We start from the raw sequence: 21722 nt of genomic DNA, 5'->3' as shown, positions 1-21722 counted from the left end.
CATGCTGTTCGTGCCCGGCGACAGCGAACGAAAGATTGCAAAGGCGATTTCATCGCATGCCGATGCGCTCATTCTCGATCTGGAAGACTCGGTCGCGTCGTCTAGGACTCACGTCGCTCGCACTATCGTGCTCGAGTACCTGCAATCTCGGCCGCAATCGCAGCGCAAGGGGCAGCAAATTTGGGTTCGGATTAATGCCCTGTCGAATCCCTCCGCGCTTCACGACCTTGCGGTGGTCGCGGGGGCGCCGGACGGTATCGTTTTGCCTAAAGTCCATTCGTCGCACGACGTGACTCGCCTTGGGCATTATCTCGATGCCCTTGAACTGCGCGAAGGCGTCGCTGCGGGATCGATTCGAATACTACCGGTGGCGACCGAGACGCCTCAGTCGCTGTTCACGCTGGGCGGATACAAAGGGTGTGGCCCGCGGCTTACCGGCTTGACGTGGGGCGCGGAAGACATAGCCGCGGCGCTTGGCGCGAGCAACAATCGGCGGCCAAACGGCGAATACGATACGGTATATGAGTTGGCGCGAGCGCTCTGCCTTATCGGTGCGGCCACCGCGGACGTGCAGCCGGTGGATACCGTATTTGTCGACTTCCGTGATTCCGCGGGCTTGGAGGCAGAGGCGAATTTGGCTAGACAAGCCGGGTTTACCGGAAAATTGGCGGTTCATCCGAATCAGATTGACATCATCAACCAGGCGTTCACCCCAAGCGATGATGAGATATCTTGGTCACGGCGCGTGGTGGAAGCGTTCGCGAGCAATCCGGGTGTAGGAACGATAGGCCTGGATGGAAAGATGCTCGACATGCCGCATCTAAAGCGAGCACATAAAATTCTGGCGGTGGCCGCGAGTTTGCATGGTGGGGGCGACGACCGGAGCTAAGTGCCCAGTTATTTACGAGCGCCGTCACGATGACAAGATTGCTTGAGCATTCAGCGCCGCCTGGTGAGTCGGTGATACCCAAAGCGAAGCATGCAGCGCGGCAAGTCATTCATCGGCGCTGGAGGCCGATCCCGTGCCCTCGCTTTCGCGCTTGAGCACAAGCAAGTTTCGCTTCACTTGCTGCAACAGCTCGGCGAGTTGCTGGCGACGGCTGTGATCGAGATCGGCCAGAATTCGCTCGTTCATCTCATGGCTCATGGCACGCATCTGATTCACGAGACCGTTGCCGGAGGGCGTTAGGTAAACGCGCTTGACGCGTCGATCCCACCCGTCTGCGCGTCTTTCGATAAAGCCCGACGCTTCTAGTCGGTCAACAAGCCCACCCAAGGCTGCTTTGCCCAGTTCGAGAACGTTAGCCAAATCGCTTTGCATCATGCCGTCATGACGAGAGAGATGGGCGATGACCCACCACTGCGAGCGAGTCACCCCAAGGGGTTCTACGAATGAGTCGAAAACGAGCCGCCTCAATCGTGAGACGTCGTGCATGAGGAACCCTAGCCGTTGATCCCAGTTTTCCTCGTCCCTCGACCCTTCCGCATATGGCCGGGTCTTCTCGCGCGTGGTATCGGCAACGGTTGACGTCGTTCTGATCGCGGTCTCGTTATCCATTCCTCTTTCCCTGGCAGGTCAGCCATTTACTAGGTAGTGACACCTACGTGTCAGGCGTAAACAGTATAGTACCATACGATATCCTTTAGATAAAGTATGACCCTAGAGTCGGCCGTTCAGCGGGACGACCGTCAGACTCTCCGATGAAAGATGCCTCGGGTAGAGGCACGGGGTTTCGCAAAACGGTTGCGCAGCACCCTGTATTGGATATGAGGACACGCCAATGCGATCGCGGCGTAGGGACCCCAGGTTGGAGATCTCCTGCACTCGCGCAGCTGCTCTCGTCGGCTCAATCATCTTTTGACATTAGCGTATGGTATGCTAGCATACGTATAGCACTGGAGGAGACGTCAGTGCATGGCGGGAAACGTTGCGTCATAGACGATCGATGTACCGCACAGACGGAAAAATATAACTTGGTACAGGAGGCGGTCCCATGTTGAGGAAAGTCGCTAGACGCTCCAGCGGTTTATTTGGAGCATTGTTCGCAGTCTTAACGATTTCCGCCGCAGTCTGGCCAGGGATCGCCCATGCGTATAAGTTCGACACTGGTATTCCAGACCTTAGCGTCCAATGGGATAACACCTTTAGCTACAACCTTGGAATTCGCGCGCAGGACTGCGACCCCGACATCTGCGGAAACGGGAAGGGGGCGGGCGATGTTTCAGCGCACCAATCGGATCGGAAGTTCGCGAAAGCCGGGGATATCGTTACCAATCGGTTCAGCCTGTTATCCGAATTCAGCGTCATCTACAAGGGTGACACCGGCGTCCGTTTCAGCGGGGACGGCTGGTACGATGCGGCTTACACTGGCGGCCCGAAAGGCGATCCGTTTTTCCTGTCACAGGGCATAAACGCGTTTCGAAACAATCAGTACACAAGCTATATCGATCGCTGGAACCGGGGGCCATCTGGCCAATTGCTCGATGCGTTTGGCTTCACCAGGCTCCACTTGGGCTCGGTGCCGGTCGACGTCAAGGCCGGCCAGTTCAACCAGTTTTGGGGTGAGTCGATATTCTGCTTCGTCTGTGGCGTTGCATACAATCAGGGTCCCGTTGACATACGGAAGGCCCTGACGGATCCGAGTGCGCAAGCCCAAGAACTCTTCCTTCCCCGGCCTCAACTTTCGTTTTCTGCAACCATCAATCCTGAGCTTGCGCTTGCTGCGCAATATTTTCTCGATTGGTCGCCTTCTCGGCTCCCCGATGGTGGAACGTACTTCGGCGCCGCAGACCTTCTGACCCTTGGGGGTGGGACTCTAGTGCCGTTTCTTGGTGCTCCCGCGGTCTTTCAAGGGCAGCAAAAGCCTGCGCACATGGCAGGTGATTTTGGCGTGGCTGTGAAGTGGCGTCCGGCCTGGCTTGATGGGACGGCCGGATTTTACTATCGGCAATATACCTCGACGTTTCCCCAGTTGGTCATTGATAGTGCTTCCGGCGGAAACTTGAATGTCGGTGTCGATTATCGTGCGCCGCGCGAGCGAATGTATGCATTCAGTCTTTCGAAGCAGATCGGAGGGATTTCGTTCGCAACGGACCTGACTTATCGCAATAACGCGGAGCTGGCAGCAACGCCGTTCTCAAATGTCGTTGCTGCTAATGCTGCCGGTGCTGACTGGATTCCGAGGGGGAATGTGTTTTCAGGCGTGGTGAACATGATTGACTATTTTGGGAAAACTCCGCTATTCGATTCGGCGACGTTTATCGCAGAAGTCAATTATGCCTGGTTGCAAGGTGTTACTCACGATCCATTCAATCTGTACTACGGGCTGAAGCAAAACTGCGGGTCTGACGGCGTCGCAACGCACCATGGCTGCCCTACGCGAAATGCAGTAGGCATCTCGGCCCAGTTCGAGCCCATCTGGTACGAGGTTTTCTCAGGTGTAAACCTGAGCATGCCGATCTTCTTCAGCACAGGCCTTTCCGGAAATTCACCGGTGCTTTTCGGGAGTAATCAAGGCGAGGGATCGTATAGTGTCGGACTCACGTTCGATGTTAAGTCGAAATATAAAGTTTCGCTAAAGTATATCGGCTATCTCGCGCTGCATAGTAACGATAACTTGGGCGTCGCCTCAAATAGCAATTCAAGTCTCGGCAAGTATTGGGATAGAAACTGGGTTTCGTTGACATTCCAGTCTACCTTTTGAGCGGAACGATATGGTGCGACCGGGATTCCCTCCGAAGGGGGAGCGGTCGCACTCGAGCTAGGACTTTATAGGATCACAGACAAGTGGTGCGGGCAAACGTCAGTGGTACTTCGGACGGATAAGCTGAGCGCTATTGGTGCGCAGTTGCTCGACAACACGCTGTTGTTTCTTAGCCATCGGTCGAATAGGTTTTCAGGTTGAACACGCCCACTGGCGGTTTAGTGATCCGGTAGCGATTGACAAAAGGACGATCAATGTCAGTTTCTAGCAGCGTGTGGGATGTGGCCATACGAAATTGGAGCAGTAGCTTGATGCGCATTTGCTCGGGCATCGTTGTCTTTCTTATGGTCACATGCGCGAGCGCGCGCGCATTCGAAAATCCGGTGGACGTCCCCGCCATGCCGACGTCAATGGCCGCCCATGCGCCGCTTATTGGCGTGGCTCAGGCGGGGCATCGGATCGTGGCAGTGGGGCTTCGGGGGATTATCGTCTATTCGGACGATGGCGGCCGGACATGGGTCCAAGCAAGGGTGCCCGTGAGCGCTGACCTAGTCGCGGTTTCGTTTTCGGACGCGAAGGACGGATGGGCCGTCGGTCATGGCGGTGTTGTTATTCATAGCGATGACGGCGGAACAACCTGGGTCAAGCAGACGGACGGTAAGCACCTTTCGGAACTGGCGGTGAATTACTACAAGCGGATGATTGCCGACAACCAATCCGCGGAAGTAAAGCGGGCTTTCGACGATGCTAAGGCGTCTGCTTCTGACGGTAGCCCCGAGGCTCTGCTCGACGTTTTTTTCGAGAGTAAGAAGAGTGGGTTCGTCGTCGGTACGTTTAATCGCGTGTTTCACACGGAAGACGGCGGAAAGAGTTGGATTCCATGGATGGAGCGCACAAGCAATCCGGACGATTTCCATTTTTATTCCGTCCATGGCGGCGGCGGTCGAATTCTCTTGACCGGAGAGCATGGCATGGTTTGGGAACTGAATCGCGACAAGCAATTGTTCGAACCGAAGCCGACACCCTATAAGGGAACGCTATTCGGTTCCGTCGAATCGGGAAGCGATATTGTCGTCTACGGCATGCGGGGTAGCCTCTTTCGGAGCTCCGACGGATGCACGACATGGGAGAAGGTCGAGGTACCTAGCCGCGCGGGCATCACTGGTGGCGTGGTGCTTTCGGACGGTTCGTTCCTTTTAGTCGATCAGGGCGGAACTGCGCTACTTAGCCGGGACGGTGGGAAATCGTTCCGATCGGTGAAGCTTAAGTGGCCCATGCCCTACTTTGGGGTTGGCGGAGTTGTCGATGACAAGGTTGCGCTCGTGGGTCTGAATGGCGTGGTCGTCGAGGATGTTCCTCCGTCTTCGGGCACTGCGGCACGCAGCGTGAATTGAGCGCAAGCCGGCAAAGTTCTAACGGAAAGGCTCTAGATATGGTCGCAATCTCAAAGACCGATGCGATGGCAGTGGTCGCGGATCCGAGTGACTTCAACAAGAGGTCAGGAAACTTTCTGGAGAGGTTGATATTCAACCACCGAGGGTGGGTGATCTTCGGTAGTGCGTTGTTGACGGCGTTCTTTGCGTTTCAGTTGCGCGGCCTAACTATTAGCGCTAGCTACGACAAGATGCTGCCCTTGTCTCAACCGTACATCAAGAATTTCATCGCCAACCGGGGTGAGTTGCGGGGATTGGGTGATAACGTGCGTGTTGCCGTCGAGAACCCCCGTGGCGACATTTTCGATCCCGCATACCTTCAGACGCTGGGAAAGGTAAACGACGAACTGTTTTTGTTGCCGGGCGTCGACCGTGCGTGGATGAAATCAATTTTTACGCCCGTTGTGCGCTGGACGGAGGTGACGGAGGAGGGATTTGTCGGGGGACCGGTGTTGCCCGATATCTTCAACGGCTCCCAGCAGTCGATCGCACAATTGCGCCTGAACATCGTGCGGGCAGGCGTAGTCGGAAGCTTGGTCTCCAATGACTATCGATCGAGCATGATCGTCGTCCCTCTTTTGGCGAAAGATGCGGAAGGCAAGCCACTGGACTATCACGCGCTTTCCTCGAGGCTGGACGAAATTCGTAAGCGGTACAGCCGGGTGGAGGCTGATGGCCAGCCGCAGGTGAGAATCCATATTACCGGCTTCGCGAAACTAGTCGGCGACCTGATCGATGGCCTCGGGAAAGTCATGTACTTTTTCCTGGCGGCTGCATTCGTCGCAAGCGTCGTTATCTATTTGTTCACCCGCTGCATTCGCAGCACGGTGCTGGTGGTAGCGTGCTCGTTGATTGCGGTTGTCTGGCAGCTTGGAATTGTGGCCGTGCTGGGCCACAGCATTGACCCTTTCTCTGTTCTCGTGCCCTTTCTGGTGTTCGCTATCGGAGTCTCTCATGGTGCCCAGAAAATGAACGGCATCATGCTCGACGTCGGGCGGGGAACGCACAAGTGGGTCGCAGCGCGCTACACGTACCGTCGGTTGTTTCTCGCCGGCATGACGGCACTGCTGGCCGATGCGGTTGGCTTTGGCGTGCTGATGATTATTGACATTCCGGTAATCCGTGAGTTGGCCATGACCGCAAGCCTCGGTGTGGCCGTGCTTATTTTCACCAACCTGATACTCCTGCCGGTCTTACTTTCCTATCTGGGTGTCAGCAAGTCCGCGGCCAAGCGGGCAGTGAGGCAGAGTCAGGAGGAGAACCGTGGCCAGGGATTTGGGAAGATCTGGAGCGTCTTGGACCGGTTCACGGAACGTCGATGGGCAACTGCCGCTTTAGTAGGCGCGGTGGGCCTCGGCATTGTGGGCTATTTGGGCAGCCGTGGCCTTCAGGTGGGTGACCTCGACGCCGGCGCACCCGAGCTGCGGCCCGATTCCCGCTACAACAGGGACGACGCGTTCATCACGTCCCACTACAGCATCTCGAGCGACGCTTTCGCTGTGATGGTGAAAACACCACCGGGTCAATGCCGCTCATTCGCAACGCTAGTAGAAGCGGATCGGCTCGGGTGGACTCTCGAACAGCTGCCTGGCGTGCTGCGTACGGCGTCGCTGGCCGATACCGTTCGCCTCTATACCATGGGTGATTTCGAGGGTAACCCTAAATGGATGACGATCAGTGAAAGTCAAGGTTTGATCGATCCCCAGGTCACCAATGCATTGCTCTGGAATTCGGAATACTTGAACAACGACTGTTCTGTATTGCCGGTTGTCGCCTATCTATCGGACCACAAAGCCGCAACACTCGATCGGGTCACGGAAGCCGTGAAGTCATTTGCTGCCGCTCACGATACGCCCGATCGAAAGTTTCTGCTCGCGGCTGGAAACTCGGGTGTTGAGGCAGCGACCAACATCGTCGTTAGGGAAGCGAATCGCGCAATGTTGTTCTACGTCTACGGAGCTGTCATTTTGCTGTGCCTGATTACCTTTAGAAATTGGCGGGCCGTTGTCGTAGCGATACTTCCTTTGGCACTCACATCAATTCTGGCTGAGGCCGTCATGGTTGGGCTCGGCATTGGCGTAAAGGTGGCGACCCTGCCGGTCGTAGCCTTGGGTGTCGGCATCGGCGTCGATTACGCGCTCTATCTGCTCAGCGTACAGCTGGCGCAGCAGCGCCAAGGATCAAGTTTGCAAGAGGCATACAAGAATGCCGTTGCCTTCACGGGCAAGGTTGTGGGCCTTGTCGGTGTGACGCTTGCGGCCGGTGTGGTTACGTGGGTTTGGTCGCCGATCAAGTTCCAGGCTGACATGGGCATCATGCTTACCTTCATGTTCCTGTGGAACATGCTCGGTGCACTTGTGCTCATCCCGGCACTGTCCCACTTTCTCCTCAAGGATGTTCGAGTGAAAACCACAATTTGCACCAATTCATCTGAGGCATAAGGAAACCACCATGAACCAAGCTCGACTTCAACCAGACCGGAGTACGCTGGTGGAGATTTATCGGCGAATGGCACTCGTCAAGATGAACGATGAGAGATTCCGCGCGGTCATCAAGTCCGGTAAATTGGCAATGACCTACTACTCCCCACGAGGTCAAGAAGTAATCCCATCCGCATTGTCGGTGCACCTCACGAACGACGATTATCTTTGTACGATTTATCGCGGCATTCACGACATGCTGGCGAAGGGCGTTCCCTCGAAGCTGCTGTGGGCAGAACTCGCCGGCCGTGAAACGGGCACCTGTAAAGGAAAGGGCGGCCCGATGCATGTGACTCATCCGGCGAGCGGGGTCATGGTGACGACCGGTATTGTCGGCAGCAGCATGCCGATTGCGAATGGCTTGGCCCTTGCAGCGCAGATTCGTGGCGAAAAACGCATCGCCGTGGCGACGTTTGGCGACGGGGCGAGCAACATTGGTGCATTTCACGAGGCGCTGAATCTGGCTTCACTATGGAAATTGCCGGTCGTCTTCCTCTGTCAGAACAATCGCTTCGCGGAACACACCCCGTACGCTACCGGAACATCGATTGGTCGCATCTCAGATCGCGGAGCCGCCTACGGCATGCCGTCGATCCACGTTGACGGCAACGATCCGGTCGCCATGTGGCAGGCTGCCGGTGAAGCCGTTGCGCGAGCTCGAGAAGGAGGCGGACCGACCCTCATCGAGGCGATGACGTTTCGCTTTCATGGTCATGTGTTCGGCGACGCCGATGGTTATATGGATCCGGCAGAGAAGGCTTCCGCCATCGAGAACGACCCCGTCCCGCGCTACAGGTCTTGGCTGATTGAGCACGCCCACGCTAGTGAGAACGAACTGACAGGCATCGAACAGGCCATCGAAGCCGAAATCGACGCAGCGATTGAATACGCGCTTGCCAGTCCGTATCCCGACGTCGCTGAATTGCGCCGCGATGTCTATGCTCAGGAGATCGAAGTATGAATGCTCCAAAAATGAACTTGGTTCAAGCTGTGAACCTCGCCCTTGACGATGCGCTGTCGTCCGACCAGAACGTGATCGTCTTTGGCGAAGACGTCGCGGACCGCCAAGAGGGTGGGGTGATGGGTGTGACGAAGGGTTTGTCGACGAAGCACGGAGATGTTCGTGTGCGGTCGACGCCGATTTCGGAGCAGGCGATCATAGGCGCCGCGATCGGGGCTTCGCTTGTCGGCATGCGACCGGTAGCGGAAATCATGCTCATGAATTTCACTACCGTGGCGATGGACATGATCGTCAATCACGCGGCGAAGCTGCGGTTCATGTCCGGTGGCCAGACACATGTGCCCATCACGATCCGCACGATGACGGGTGCCGGATTCGGTGTTGGCGGTCAGCATTCCGATTTTCTCGAGGCCTGGTTTGCCCACACGGCTGGGCTAAAGGTGGTGGCGCCGTCCACGCCCGCTGATGCCTACGGTCTTTTGTTGTCGTGCATCGAGGACGACGACCCATGCATTTTCATCGAGAACATGGTGACCTATTGGAACGATGGGCCAGCTCCCGAGCGCGGCGTTCGAATTCCGCTTGGTAAGGCCAAGATTGTTCGCGAGGGCGCTGACGCAACGATCATCGCGTACAGCCGCCAGGTGCTGGACGCTTGTGCGGTTGCCGAAAAATTGCAGAACGAGGGGATCTCCGTCGAGGTCGTCGACCTTCGCACAGTGGCACCGTTCGATGCTGAAACGATACTTGATTCGGTTGCGAAGACTCGGCGAGCGATCGTCGTGCACGAGGCCGTAAAGCCGTTCGGCGTGGGTGCGGAAATTTCCTCGCGTATTCACGAAGAGTTGTTCGGCCAATTGAAGGCACCCGTGCAGCGGGTCGCGTCGGCCTTCTGCCCAGTGCCGTTCACCAAGCCACTTGAAACCGCCTTTGTCCCGAGCGTCGGCCAGATTGAGGCAGCCGTTCGCAAGACACTTGGCTAATCCGAATTCAACACGCTCTCAGGGGGACTGTCTATGAGTACCGATGTTCTTATGCCCAAGCTGGGCTTTTCGATGAACGAGGGAACGCTCGTCGAATGGCTGGCGGCCGATGGGGCAGCAATCAGCGAGGGGCAGCCGTTGTATGCGTTGGAAAGCGACAAGTCGGTTCAGGAAATCGAGGCACCTGCTTCTGGGACGCTGAAGATAATTGCTAGCGTCGGCGAGGTTTATCCGGTGGGCGAGCTGCTCGCCCAGATCGGCTGAGATGAGAGTATAGAACTGATGAGCCCATCATCTGGACTTTACGGCGATCTACCGCCTTGGCCTGAGGTGGATTTCGCGGCTTTCGGAGAAACCGAAACCGTACCGCTGTCGCGAATCCAAAAACTGACGGCTGGGTACCTATCGCGGAATTGGTTGGCGATTCCGCAGGTGACGCACCACGACGAGGCCGACATCACTTCCCTGGACGCTTTTCGAGCGCGGCTAGCGGAGGACGCCGGCGCACGAGTGACCCCTTTGGCATTCATCGTCAAGGCATTGGTGGAAGCGCTGCGACAGTTCCCGCGCTTCAATGCCTCTCTCGATGCAAGCGGCCAGAGTCTGATCGTCAAGAAGTATTTCCACATAGGCGTCGCCGTGGACACGCCATCAGGTCTGCTGGTTGCCGTGATACGCGACTGCGACAAGAAAGGTGTTGTGGAACTCGCTGGTGAGATCGGTGCGGTTTCTTCGCGCGCACGTCAGAAGGGGCTGCCGATGGGCGACATGGTCGGGGGATGCATGACGGTCAGTTCACTAGGCAATATTGGTGGAACCGCATTCTCTCCGATCATCAATGCCCCTGAGGTGGCGATCCTAGGCGTCACCAAGGCGCAATGGAAGCCACTTCGCGACGGTGATGCGATCGACTGGCGGCTGATGTTGCCGCTATCGCTCACTTACGATCACCGTGTTATCAACGGCGCAGACGCAGCACGGTTCGCTGTGTTCGTTGCCGATGTGCTGAGCCGGCCGGAGTCATTGATGAAATAGGCGCAGCGAAGGAACATAGATGGGATGGTTCCGCATTTATCAATTCAAGTGATTTGCAAGGAGTTTTTATGTCTTCCAAATGGGTGCGCGACGCTAACTGTTTTGTTTCGAGATTTACTGTGGATCCGGAGCGGAGAGCTGAATTTCTCGCTGCACTGGATGAACTGGCTGGCAATGCCGCGAACTGGTACGACGAAGGCTGCAATTTCGCATTTCATGGATGGGGCCGAAACCCTAACGAATGGGTGGCGATCGCTTCATGGAAGTCGGAGGACTACGTGAACAAGATGCGCCAGACGGCTTGGTACAAGGACACTCAGCAGCGGATGCTCGAGTGCAGCTCGCATCCGATGATCATGGAGCAGTTCAGTGGCATGAACGTCGATCGCTCGGTATTTACGCGATACCCCGCCGGAAGCTCTCAAGTGCACATGAAAACGAAGACCCTCGACGTGATCTTTCTCTAGCCATTAGTCGCCATCGAGCTCGCGCCTCGAATGTCGGACGCGAGCGACGCGTGGCGGTTGCGTCAATGCATACAAATAGTTTTGGAGGAAATGAGCATGCGCAAATTCAAACGCGGTCACGCCGAGGTGCGAGGTGTCGTAGATGCTCCGGCTGAACAAGTTTGGGAATTGCTAACCGACTGGGATGCCCTGCTGACTTGGTGGATCAAGCCCGAAGAGGGAGGCCGCCCGGGTCCGGATCTCGCGAGCGTCGAGTTGGTGGGAGGGCCGCACGACGTGCCTCGGACGCGCGTCGTTCGCCATGTAACGGGGTCGACTGTCGACGAAACCCTGCTCGTTCAGAACGATGAGACACGGCGCATCTACTACAACATGGTGTACCGGCCGAACCCTGGCGGTGCGGTGCTGCGTAGCGAATTCGAGAACTACTTGGCGACCACGATGGTGGACACCTTGCCCGATGGCAAGACCTTGATGACATTCAAGGCCGAGTTCGACGTTGTAGAGCCTGCCGATCTCGATCTCATGCGTTCGATCATTGAGAGAACGTGGACAGATGCGATCTTGCAAGGTTTTCGACGTTTTTTTGCGAGGACCAAGGCGTCGTAGCGTGGCGTCCGTGTGAAGCCTGTTGGGCAAGTTAATCCATATCAAAGGGCGTGCAGTTTTGAAGAAGGCCGCCGCCTTGGAGGAGGCATAGAATGATCCGCAAGACAACCCATATCGTCTCGGCCTTGCTCGCCGTGATCTTCTCCGGCCAGTGCATGGCCGCAGTTAGCGCGGCAGAAGCGCAGAAACTGAAGGGCCCCGAGCTGACACCCATTGGTGCAGAGGCCGCCGGCAATAAAGAAGGTACTATTCCGGCATACACGGGCGAAGGTCTTAAGACGCCCGCGGAATTTGGTAGCGACAAATCGGACCCGTACAAACGTCCCGATCCCTTCGCTAACGAGAAGCCGCTATACACCATCACCGCGCAAAATGCCGCGCAATACGCAGACAAGCTCGACGGCATGATCGATATGTTTAAGAGATATCCCAATTTCCGGATGGATATTTATCCCACCCATCGCACGATCGTATATAACAAGACGGTGATCGCCAATACGATGAAGAACGCGACCGAGTGCAAGGGGGAAGACGGTGATCTTCGACTGGAGGGGTGTTGGGGAGGATTCGCCTTTCCAATTCCTACCAACGGCACACAGGTTATGTGGGACCACCTAACGACTTATATTGGTTATGCATGGGGGGGATATTCGAATTCCTACGTGGTGTCCGCGAATGGTTCTTCTTATCTTGTGCAAGGCAACAAGGTTTCGGAGCAGTCTCCGTATTTTGATCCAAAGGCCACGGCGCCGGCGACGGGAAAGACTATCTATTGGGCGTTTAGAGACGACACCGACGCGCCGTCGAGCCAATCCGGACAGAAGCTCGTGCTGATCGATTCTCTCGATCATGTTCGTCGGGCTTATCAGTACATTCCCGGCCTGCGCCGCGTTAAGCTCGCTCCGACTCTGGCCTATGACACCCCGAGTCCAGCCGCCGGGGGAGCGGCAACGATGGATGATGCCGAGGTCTTCCAAGGTGCCGTCGACCGCTATGACTGGAAGCTGATCGGCAAGAAAGAAAAGTACATCATGTATAACAACTTCAAGCTCGCCGACCATACGAGCTGTGATGACAAGAAGCTCCTAACCAAGAACTTCGCGAATCCAGATTGCGTGCGCTGGGAGTTGCATAGGGTTTGGGTGGTGGAAGGAAAACTTAAGCCGGGGTTCCGCCATATCTATGCGCGCCGGATGATGTACTGGGATGAAGATAGTTTCAGTGCGGGCTTGTCTGAAAATTACGATGCGGCCGGAAAACTCTATCGTATCGTTACGGCCCTCAGTATTCCGTTCTACGTGAGCGAGGGGGGCGGGGCGCTGGGCGACGATACGTTCAATTATGATCTCCAAACCGGTGTTTGGTCAGCGCAGGGCGCCTTAGGTAACGTCGGCGCAGGAGTCGTGCACCAAGAGCCGAAGGATATGAGCTTCTTCTCCCCCGACACCATGGCCGGCGAGGGCATCCGCTAGCTTGGCGCATATTTTGGTGCCCCTCCCGCAGAATCGCGCTACGGGTGGGGTTTTATGCCACAGCGCTTTCGTGGATATGCTCGCCGTGCGGCCCTCGGCCTCGGGGCAGACGATGCGAACGATGGGACGCAGATATATCGGAGGCGAAATCGGCATCGCTAATGCGTTGACGTTCGGGCGTCTTGCCGGGTTGAACGCTGCCCGGGACTGCTCGACGTTGTAGGGTTTCATACTTATGGATCACGTACCTGTAATCGATTCTCCGGACGGCCCGACTGTTCTTTCGTTCGATGGCTCCGGCCGACGTTCCGTAAGGCGATACAAGCCAGACGCCGTTAGCCATTACACGATTGAGCGTCTTCTACGCGCCGCGATCGCCGCGCCGTCCGCACACAACCGGCAACCGTGGCGATTCGCCGTGATTGATGCGTTCGACCGAAAGGCGGCATTGGCTACATCAATGGGCGAGCGTCTACGGAGCGACCGCCTGCGGGATGGCGACAAGGCAAGCGACGTGGAGCGTGACGTCGAGCGATCCTATGCTCGAATCACTTCTGCTCCGGTAATCATCGTCGTATGCATGACGATGGAAGATATGGATACCTATCCGGATCCGATTCGCAGCCGGTGCGAACAGTTGATGGCGGTACAAAGTACGGCGATGGCGGGCGCTAACCTGCTGTTGGCCGCCCACGCAGTCGGCTTAGGCGCGTGTTGGCTATGTGCTCCATTGTTCTGCCCCGACGTTATAGCCGAGGTTCTAGGTTTGCCGGCGCACTGGCAAGCGCAAGGGCTGATCACTCTTGGGTATCCCTCGGCCCCGGCCAAGCCGTTCCTAAGACGCTCAGTCGACGAAGTCGCTATGTTCGTTCGCGGCGACACTGACGAAAGACGTAGTAAGTGAGCGTCAAGCTAAAGGCAACCGGCAATCTCACGCCAGGAACGCGATAAACCCTCGCGGAACGCGGGGGCTGCAACATCGATCAACGCCTTGGCGCGTTCGTGGACACTTGCGCCAACCAGGCGGGCGACCCCGAATTCGGTGACGATGTAGTCGACGTCGACGCGCGAGAGTGTCGCGATCGACCGCTCGCTCAGCTGAGGCACCACGCGTGATCCCGTTCCGGCACTGTGTGTCGCCGAAAGCGCGACGATGCTCCGCCCGCCGTTGGAAAGGCGTGCCCCACGCGCGAAATCGGGTGCGCCGCCGGGCCCGCTAATGGAGCGGCCATCAGCATGCTCGAGATTGCATTGCCCGAACAAATCGACTTCAAGTGCCGAATTGACCGAGATGAAACAGTCTTTGCCGGCCAACGTCTGCAGGTTGTGCGTCACCTCGCAACCGACGACCTGAAGAGCTTCACATTCGGCTGCCCATCGGTAGAGCGATTCGGATCCTACCAGCACGCAGCAGGCGTGGATAACACTTTCATCGATTGCGCCCGCCGCGGCCAGATCGACGAAACCATCGGAAAGCATGCCTGAATGAAATCGGAGGTTGCGACGGTCTTTGAGCTGAAGGCAGAGGGCCGCCGGCACTCTACCTAGCCCGATCTGAACTGTTGATCCGTCGTCGATTAGGGAGGCAACGTGGCGCGCTACCAATATCGAGCTGTCGTCGAGTGGCGTGACGTACTGCGGGAGCGCCGAATCAACCTCGCATACGTAATCGAACCGCGAATATGGAACGGTCGCTGCTCCGGACACCCGCGGCGTGCGTTGGTTTATCAGGGCGAGGATACGTCGGGTTCTACCGATCACGGTCGGGACAAATTCCACGGCCGGCCCAAGGGAGCACAACCCTTGCTCATCGGGCGGCGAGACCTGGAGCACCGTCAAGTCCAGCTCGACGTTTTCCCTGATGTGGCGAACGAATCCCGCATACGTGACAGGAAGGAAACGATAGCGCTCGTCGCGTTGTGCATCGTGCAACCCTGGCTGCATGAACAAGCCGCTAACGGCTGCGGTGGGATGGAATCGATCGATGTCCAGCTTGTTGATTCCGGGAACGTAGCTCGTGAGAATGTGCGCGTGCTGTGTACGGTTGGGCTCGCGCAGCAACGCAGACATGAACGCGGAAGGTTCGCCGCTCGACCCCGGAATGAATATGTGGTGCTGCGGCTTGACCAGTTGGGCAAGCTCGGCCTCCGCGATGTACTCAGCCATAGTTGTTGTACCTGCCCGCGCACCGGTTCCCGCTGCCCTGCGGCAACCGGCCACGCGGGTCGTTAGAGAAGACCGAGAATCGAGATCGCCGCAACCCCGAGGTAGGGAACGCCGCCTAGGTTATGCGTGAGTCCGACAGTTGGATTGTCCAACTGGCGCTCGCCAGCGCGATGCAGCAATTGGTTGTAGATTTCGTAGGCCATGCGCAGTCCCGATGCGGCGATGGGATGGCCGAAGCACTTCAGGCCCCCGTCGATTTGACAGGGGACACTTCCATCAGCATCGTAAAAGCCATCGAGAACGTCGGTTACGGCTCTGCCTTCGCCTGAGACGAACAGATCTTCCATCGTAACCAGTTCGGTAATCGAAAAGCAGTCGTGAACCTCCATCAGGCTCAGCTGCTCGCGCGGGTTCGTAATGCCCGCTTCCTCATAGGCACGTCGAGCTGCGTGGCGCGTCGTTCTGACGTAGCTCCCATCCCACTGCGTTGTGTGCGACTCAATACCGGAGCTGCTGGCGAGTTGAATTGCCTTGATCGCCACCAGATCCTGTTTCCCCAGAGACCTGGCGATCTCGGGTGTAGTGACGATTGCGCACGCCGCTCCATCGCTCACACCGCAGCAGTCGAATAGGCCAAGCGGCTCCGCGATCATCGGCGCACCGAGGATCTGGTCCATCGTTACCTTCTTGCGGATGTGCGCCTTTGGGCTCTTGACGCCGTTCTCGTGGCTCTTCCACGAGACATGGCCGATCGCTCTCTTTAGATCTTCGTGCGATACCCCGTGCCTGGCGCGATATCCGGCCGCCAATTGGGCAAAGCCGGCTGGCGCGGAACCCAGAGGCAGCCAAAGGTCGTTCAGCGTTCCTTTGTAGGGCGCAGGAAGGCCGCCATAGCCAGTGTCCTTCAGCTTTTCCGCGCCAATCGCTAGGGCGATATCTACCGCGCCCGATGCCACCGCGTAGACGGCACCGCGCAACGCCTCGGTGCCGGTAGCACACATATTCTCCATGCGGCTCACCGGCACGCCTTCCAGACGCAGTGCAAGAGACGCCGGAATCGAGGAATTGCCTACGTTGATTTCGTCGAGACAGGATCCGTACCACGCGGCGTCGATTTGCTTCCGTTCAATCCCGGCATCGACCAGCGCTTCTTCAAAAGCCTCCGCCATGAGCTGATGCGTGCCTACATCCCAGCGTTCGCCAAATTTCGTACATCCCATGCCAAGAATGGCGACCTTGTCCTTGATGCCAGATGCCATGATTGCGCCCCTTATGCTTGTACCGGTGAGGTTTTCCAGAAATAACGCGGATATCCACGGTCTTTGTCTACGTCTTTGATCCGGAATACCACCTTGAGCGGGGTGCCCACCTCGAGCCCGGCTGCGCCGACGTCGACGGTCTCGGTCAACAGGCGAGCGCCGTTCTCGAATTGCGTGAAACCGACGTAGAGTGGCGGCGCTGGATGATACGAGAGCCAATCGGCGGTATAAGTGAGCACGTGGCACTTCTCATCCACTAGAGAGAGTTGGTGGAAGTTTTCGCTCGGTGCTGCGCACGAAGCATTGACGCAGTAGGCTAATTGAGGGAATTGGATTGTCCCGCATTTGGCACATTTGCCCGCCATGAAGTGGGCCAGTTGAAAACTGGACCGGTATTGTTCGGTTAGGGCTGTCTTAAGCACCTTCTCGCCGCGCATGCCCCACTCGAGTTCGATGGCTTCATCATAGGAGAGCATGCGCAGATAGGCATCGTGGGATTGTGCGTCGGCCAGCGCGCCGTTAATGCCACGGCGGGGTGAGAAGGACTTTAACGCGTCCGTTGTCCGCAGAACGAGCACATCCACGCCTTGGCCGAAACTGGCTATTACGATGACTTCGCCAGGGGCGGCGCGCTCGAGCACGTGCGCAAGCATGAGCAACCCGTGAGCGGTACCGGTGAAACCACAGTTCTCGCTAAGGTTGTCGGCTTCTGCTTCAGGAGGAATGCCGAGACTCTTTGCGATCATCGCGGCGATGCCCTTCATTGGTGTTGCCAAAATGAAATGGCTGACCTCGGCAGCAGGGATACCTGCTTGCGTCAACGCGGCGCTTACGGCTTGCGGAACCAGCTTTGCGTAGCCTTCGTCGCGAATCCAGCGCTCTTCCCAGACATAGTCGTATTTGGCGTTCGCCGCGCGGAAGTGATCGACGAACATTGCGTTGCGGCTAGAAGATCCGATCACATGCGCCAGAACGTTTTCGCTACCGAGAGTGAATGCCGCGGCGCCGGCTCCGTAGCCGATCTCCTGCGTGCTGGCCGGTTTGCCGCGAGGGCGGTCGCTTGCGACAAAGAGCGCGGGCCCCGATGCTGATTGCAGGGCTGCAAGAAGACCGGCAGTACCGGCGCGCTGCGAATAACCTAGGTCCATTGTCCTTGCGTCGGCAGGCAAACCGAGGGCTCCTGCGACGATGGCCGAGTTCTGCAAATCGGCAAACGGCATGGTGGTGGACGCCATAGACACAGCAACAAAATGGGACGTTGGCTTGGTGTCGAGCGCATCCCGTGCCGCCTCGACAGCCATCGTTACGGCGTCTTCGTCCCAACTGCAGAATGCCCGCTGGCCCTTGCTCAGGGAGCGAAGGCTAGGCGCCATCCATTTATGCGCGGCGGCGATGGCGGCTCGCTGCATCCGGAGCCGCGGTATGTAGCCTCCGAAGCCCGTGATTCCATAGGTGTTGTTCATCGACACTTGTCGCCCTTCACGTTGATTGGCCAGTTCCTGCTGCGGTAGGAGCAAAAGAAGTATGCAAGGATACGATACACTACGAGAATAGATGGGTCAACCGACGTGGAGTGATAGGTGCCCCGCTGCTGAATTCGTTCGACGTCTGCAAAGTGCTAACTGCCAGCGTCATATGTAATGTGCCAAGGGTGCACGACTTGGTGCGCCGGTTGGCCGGTCGAGGTGCAGGAGGGCGCTGCAGAATCGGAGGGGTGCATGGTTTCCGGTGCCAGTGCCATGCCGACTGCGGTCCTTGACAGCGCCCTCCCGTGCATTAATCTTTACAGAATATGCAGTGCCAGATAAAGTATGCATCAACACGGTATGATTGCATACCAAATTTGAGTGCTGGCGATCAAAGGCCGGGTGGGGATCGCACCCGTTCAGATGTTGTCTCCTGAGGTGGTTATGAGTTCTCCGTTGGACCGCGAATCGAAGAGCATTATCGAAAATACGTTGCTCCGCTTCATCGCAGAATCTTATGAGCCAAGCGCACGGCATCAGCGCGTGAGACAAGGCCACGTGGATTGCTTGCTGCACTGGGGGCTCTTGGCGCAGCTCGGCGTGCTCGGGCTACCTTTCGAAGAAGTTTTCGGGGGCCTCGGCGGAGCCAGTGCCGATATCGCCGATGCTGTGACAGTATTGGCTAAAGGCTTGATCTTCGAGCCCTTCATCGAATCAGCGGTGATTGCTGGCACTGTACTCGCGCGTGGTCGAGATCCGGAGCAACGGGGGCACGCTGTCACGCAAGCGATCGAGGGCGCGAGCGTGACGGCGATGCTTGGCGGCCGCTCAGGCGTGCCGGACCAGCTCTCTTTCAAGAAAACCCAAGAGGGTTACCGCTTATCTGGGAATTTGTCGCTCATTCCCTTCGCGGAACAGGCTGATTTCTGGCTGCTGATGGCGGTTGACAGCGATGGCACACCTGCGATTTTTCGGGTTCCCCGTTCAGAGACACGGGCGCATGTCGCCGGCTATCGCCTTATGGACGGTAAGCCGGCTGCTGACATTCGTTTCGATGACACGGCTATTCCATTATCGACCGCATGGGTTCAAGGGGAGGCTGCTCGAGAGGCCATGGACCTCGCAAGCCGGCGGGCCGTGAGCGCTTACTGCACGGACGCGGTCGGTGTTATGGCATTGCTTTTGGAAGTGACAGGCGAATATCTACGTACTCGGGTCCAGTTCGGCGTCGCTATCGGGACGTTTCAGGCATTACAGCACCGGTATGCAGATATGCACATGGGTCTCGTTCAGGCCCAAGCCATTACGCGCGAGCTTGCCGGCCGCGTCGATGCGGCGACATCGGGGGACCACGCTTGGCTTTGTTTTGCTGCATCCTCGGTGGTCGAGCGGGCAGCGAAATTGGTTGGTCAGGAAGCCATTCAGATGCATGGGGGCATGGGCGTGACCGACGAACTGATCGTCAGTCATTGCAATGCAAGGCTGGTGGTCTTGACGCGGCTGATACGCGCTTGGGTCGACCAAAGCGCGGCTTCGGGTAGCTAGGCGAAGCCGTCTGCTGGGTAGTGGCCTGGACGAGCGTAGAAACATCAGGAGAGTGCGATGGAGAGTGGTGTAGATTCGGAATTCGACGAGGCCGCGTTTCGGCGAGAGGTCAGGGCGTTCGTGCGTTCCGAACTTGCTGCCGAGACCAGGTACCGGGTAGAAAACGGCCTTTACCTGGAGAAAGCCGACTACGTTGGCTGGCAAAAGGCGCTGCACCGTCGCGGTTGGTTCGCGGCGAATTGGCCCGTGGCGTTCGGCGGACAGGGCTGGTCAATGCGAAAGGAGCACGCCTTTTTGCAGGAGTGCGCTCTCAATGCGGCGCCCATGATCATTCCTTATGGCGTCAGCATGGTCGGCCCCGTGCTCTACACCTTCGGCAATGAAGAACAGAAACGTCGATACCTGCCAGGTATCCTCAGCAGCGACACGTGGTGGTGCCAAGGATACTCGGAGCCGAATGCCGGGTCGGACTTGGCCTCGTTGTCGACGGCGGCAGTGCGCGATGGGGAGTGCTACGTCGTCAACGGTACCAAGATGTGGACGACAGAAGCGCATTGGGCGGACATGATGCATTGTCTCGTTCGCACAGATGGTTCCGGCAAAAAGCAGCAAGGCATTAGCTTTCTTTTGATCGACATGCGCACGCCCGGCATCACGGTCGAACCTATCGTGACGCTGGATGGCGAGCACCATACGAATCAGGTGTTTTTCGACAACGTTCGTGTGCCCGCCGAGAACCTGGTTGGTGCCGACGGCGAAGGCTGGAAGATTGCAAAATTCCTGTTGTCGCGAGAGAGAACTTCAATTGCGGATACTGGAAGCAGGATCCGGCAAATGCGGCAGATCAAGGAGACCTTCTCCAATTATGCCGCTCGAATGCCGGATGTGGAGCGAACGCTTGCGCGGGCGCGGATGATGGAGATCGAAGCCAGTCTCACCGCGTTGGTCGCCTTGGAGCGCCATTACTTCGATGAATGGGAAGCTGGGCGCGATGACGGCGTCGGCGCATCGGTTCTTAAAGTGCTCAGCACGGAATTGCTGCAGCGGATGACCGAGTTCTGGCGAGATGCGCTTGGTGTGTACGGGGCATGCTATGACCCGACCTGTCGCAGAGACGGAGGGCTTGGCGCATCAGAGCCATGGCGACAGGCCGCGGCAATCAACTACGCCTACCTCTACGGCCGATGCTGGAGCATCTTCGGCGGTTCCAACGAAATTCAGCGCAACATCATTGCGGGCGCGTTGTTGCGCCGGTAGTTCATTGCAAGAGGATGTGAATATGAGCGAACCCCTTGTGCTGGCTTCGGAATCCGATGGGATTTTCGAACTGGTATTGAACCGCCCGTCCAAACTGAACGCCATCAACGGTGAGATGTACGATGCGTTGATCGTACAGACGGAGCGCTTTGCTACCGAACCTTCGCTGCGTGTGATGCTGATTCGCGCGCGCGGCAAGTACTTCAGCGCGGGTGTCGATCTCAACAGCGAACTCGGCCCCGATCCTAGTCTGGCGAGCCCGACGGCGTTCCGCCAATGGTACCGAGAAGGCCGTGGCAGCTTGCACCCGCTGCTCGATCGCTTCGAGGTCATCGAAAAGCCTATTGTCGTTGCTCACCATGGTCCATGCCTTGGTGGTGCGCTGGAGATGTCGCTATCCTGTGATTTCCGCCTCGCGGCACAAAGCGCCCGTTATGGTTTGCCGGAGACAGCATTCGGCAATATTCCCGGGTCTGGCGGTACGAGCCGGATGGCTCGGCTGGTGGGGCCTCAGTGGGCGCGCTGGTTCATCATGGCGAACCTGCAAATGGATGCTGCCAAAGCCGAGCGTATCGGCCTGATCCACGATGTCTATTCCGACGAGGAATTCGAAGCGAGGGTACGGGAGTTCTGTCTCAATTTGGCAAAGCAACCCGCCGAAGCGATCGGCGCCGCCAAGCTCGCCATCGAATTGTGCGCTGACCTTGACCGGGCTCAGGCGCGCAACGTGGAACGCATCGTGGCCAGCGGCCTGTTTTTCGGCGATGAATTCCGCAACCTGTTCGCCGCACTGCGCGAAAAACTTGGCAAAAGGTCTTAAGCGGAGTTCCGGTCAGACAACTGGTTGGCGAGCGCGTTCATCAATCGGCTCGCGCCAAGCCGGAA

Annotated in this window: 19 protein-coding genes; 15 read left to right on the top strand and 4 right to left on the bottom strand. The window is 57.5% G+C overall.

Features of this window, described 5'->3' with window-relative positions; translation table 11 throughout:
* Nucleotide 1 precedes the first annotated feature (1 nt).
* The gene (locus AB4Y31_RS15575; RefSeq protein WP_368674679.1) at nt 2-889 is read left to right on the top strand and encodes a CoA ester lyase; all 888 of its coding nucleotides are present in this window, start codon (nt 2-4) and stop codon (nt 887-889) included.
* A 105-nt stretch (nt 890-994) separates the two neighbouring features.
* Here AB4Y31_RS15575 and AB4Y31_RS15570 read toward each other — a convergent pair whose 3' ends face one another.
* Nucleotides 995-1558 (bottom strand): MarR family winged helix-turn-helix transcriptional regulator, encoded by a 564-nt coding sequence (locus AB4Y31_RS15570; RefSeq protein WP_368674678.1) that lies wholly within the window; start codon nt 1556-1558, stop codon nt 995-997.
* A 436-nt stretch (nt 1559-1994) separates the two neighbouring features.
* On the opposite strand from AB4Y31_RS15570, the gene AB4Y31_RS15565 reads away from it, so the two are divergent.
* From AB4Y31_RS15565 to AB4Y31_RS15515, 11 genes are all read left to right on the top strand, one after another.
* Nucleotides 1995-3704: a DUF1302 domain-containing protein gene (locus tag AB4Y31_RS15565; RefSeq protein WP_368674677.1), complete on the top strand. Its 1710-nt coding sequence runs from the start codon at nt 1995-1997 to the stop codon at nt 3702-3704.
* Between the two features lie 254 nt (nt 3705-3958).
* A complete protein-coding gene (locus AB4Y31_RS15560; RefSeq protein WP_368674676.1) occupies nt 3959-5098 on the top strand; it encodes a WD40/YVTN/BNR-like repeat-containing protein in 1140 nt (379 codons plus the stop codon).
* A gap of 38 nt (nt 5099-5136) precedes the next feature.
* The gene (locus tag AB4Y31_RS15555; RefSeq protein ID WP_368674675.1) at nt 5137-7578 is read left to right on the top strand and encodes an RND family transporter; all 2442 of its coding nucleotides are present in this window, start codon (nt 5137-5139) and stop codon (nt 7576-7578) included.
* A 10-nt stretch (nt 7579-7588) separates the two neighbouring features.
* Nucleotides 7589-8578, top strand: a complete 990-nt coding sequence (locus tag AB4Y31_RS15550; RefSeq protein ID WP_368674674.1) for a thiamine pyrophosphate-dependent dehydrogenase E1 component subunit alpha — start codon at nt 7589-7591, stop codon at nt 8576-8578.
* On the top strand, nt 8575-9561 hold the full coding sequence (locus AB4Y31_RS15545) for an alpha-ketoacid dehydrogenase subunit beta (protein ID WP_035469241.1): 987 nt from the start codon (nt 8575-8577) through the stop codon (nt 9559-9561). Before AB4Y31_RS15550 ends, AB4Y31_RS15545 begins: the two co-directional genes overlap by 4 nt.
* Nucleotides 9562-9612: 51 nt before the next feature.
* Nucleotides 9613-9825 carry a biotin/lipoyl-containing protein gene (locus AB4Y31_RS15540; protein ID WP_020566437.1) on the top strand — a complete coding sequence of 71 codons (213 nt, stop codon included), beginning with the start codon at nt 9613-9615 and terminating at the stop codon, nt 9823-9825.
* Nucleotides 9826-9843: 18 nt separating this feature from the next.
* Nucleotides 9844-10596 carry a 2-oxo acid dehydrogenase subunit E2 gene (locus AB4Y31_RS15535; protein ID WP_083925749.1) on the top strand — a complete coding sequence of 251 codons (753 nt, stop codon included), beginning with the start codon at nt 9844-9846 and terminating at the stop codon, nt 10594-10596.
* A 68-nt stretch (nt 10597-10664) separates the two neighbouring features.
* The gene (locus AB4Y31_RS15530; RefSeq protein WP_258187486.1) at nt 10665-11063 is read left to right on the top strand and encodes a putative quinol monooxygenase; all 399 of its coding nucleotides are present in this window, start codon (nt 10665-10667) and stop codon (nt 11061-11063) included.
* Nucleotides 11064-11159: 96 nt separating this feature from the next.
* On the top strand, nt 11160-11672 hold the full coding sequence (locus AB4Y31_RS15525) for an SRPBCC family protein (RefSeq protein WP_368674673.1): 513 nt from the start codon (nt 11160-11162) through the stop codon (nt 11670-11672).
* Nucleotides 11673-11764: 92 nt separating this feature from the next.
* Nucleotides 11765-13144: a DUF1329 domain-containing protein gene (locus tag AB4Y31_RS15520; RefSeq protein ID WP_018442711.1), complete on the top strand. Its 1380-nt coding sequence runs from the start codon at nt 11765-11767 to the stop codon at nt 13142-13144.
* A 235-nt stretch (nt 13145-13379) separates the two neighbouring features.
* Entirely contained in the window at nt 13380-14048 is a 669-nt protein-coding gene (locus tag AB4Y31_RS15515) for a nitroreductase family protein (RefSeq protein ID WP_368674672.1), read from the top strand.
* Nucleotides 14049-14056: 8 nt separating this feature from the next.
* Here AB4Y31_RS15515 and AB4Y31_RS15510 read toward each other — a convergent pair whose 3' ends face one another.
* The 3 genes from AB4Y31_RS15510 to AB4Y31_RS15500 form a co-directional block, all read right to left on the bottom strand.
* A complete protein-coding gene (locus AB4Y31_RS15510) occupies nt 14057-15310 on the bottom strand; it encodes an acetyl-CoA hydrolase/transferase family protein (RefSeq protein WP_368674671.1) in 1254 nt (417 codons plus the stop codon).
* A gap of 62 nt (nt 15311-15372) precedes the next feature.
* Complete coding sequence (locus AB4Y31_RS15505; RefSeq protein WP_368674670.1) at nt 15373-16569, bottom strand: acetyl-CoA acetyltransferase; 1197 nt, start codon at nt 16567-16569, stop codon at nt 15373-15375.
* 11 nt (nt 16570-16580) lie between these two features.
* A complete protein-coding gene (locus AB4Y31_RS15500) occupies nt 16581-18032 on the bottom strand; it encodes a 3-oxoacyl-[acyl-carrier-protein] synthase III C-terminal domain-containing protein (protein WP_368674669.1) in 1452 nt (483 codons plus the stop codon).
* Nucleotides 18033-18416: 384 nt separating this feature from the next.
* Here AB4Y31_RS15500 and AB4Y31_RS15495 point away from each other — a divergent pair, with 384 nt between their 5' ends.
* From AB4Y31_RS15495 to AB4Y31_RS15485, 3 genes are read left to right on the top strand one after another with little or no spacing between them, the layout of a single operon-like run.
* Nucleotides 18417-19580: an acyl-CoA dehydrogenase family protein gene (locus AB4Y31_RS15495; protein WP_368674668.1), complete on the top strand. Its 1164-nt coding sequence runs from the start codon at nt 18417-18419 to the stop codon at nt 19578-19580.
* A 57-nt stretch (nt 19581-19637) separates the two neighbouring features.
* Entirely contained in the window at nt 19638-20837 is a 1200-nt protein-coding gene (locus AB4Y31_RS15490; protein ID WP_368674667.1) for an acyl-CoA dehydrogenase family protein, read from the top strand.
* A 22-nt stretch (nt 20838-20859) separates the two neighbouring features.
* The gene (locus tag AB4Y31_RS15485) at nt 20860-21657 is read left to right on the top strand and encodes an enoyl-CoA hydratase/isomerase family protein (RefSeq protein ID WP_368674666.1); all 798 of its coding nucleotides are present in this window, start codon (nt 20860-20862) and stop codon (nt 21655-21657) included.
* The last annotated feature ends 65 nt before the right edge of the window (nt 21658-21722 follow it).

This window comes from Trinickia sp. EG282A, assembly GCF_040965455.1.
Lineage (GTDB): Bacteria > Pseudomonadota > Gammaproteobacteria > Burkholderiales > Burkholderiaceae > Trinickia > Trinickia symbiotica.
Note: the sequence above shows the minus strand (reverse complement) of the source record. Positions and strands in the feature narration are given on the sequence as shown.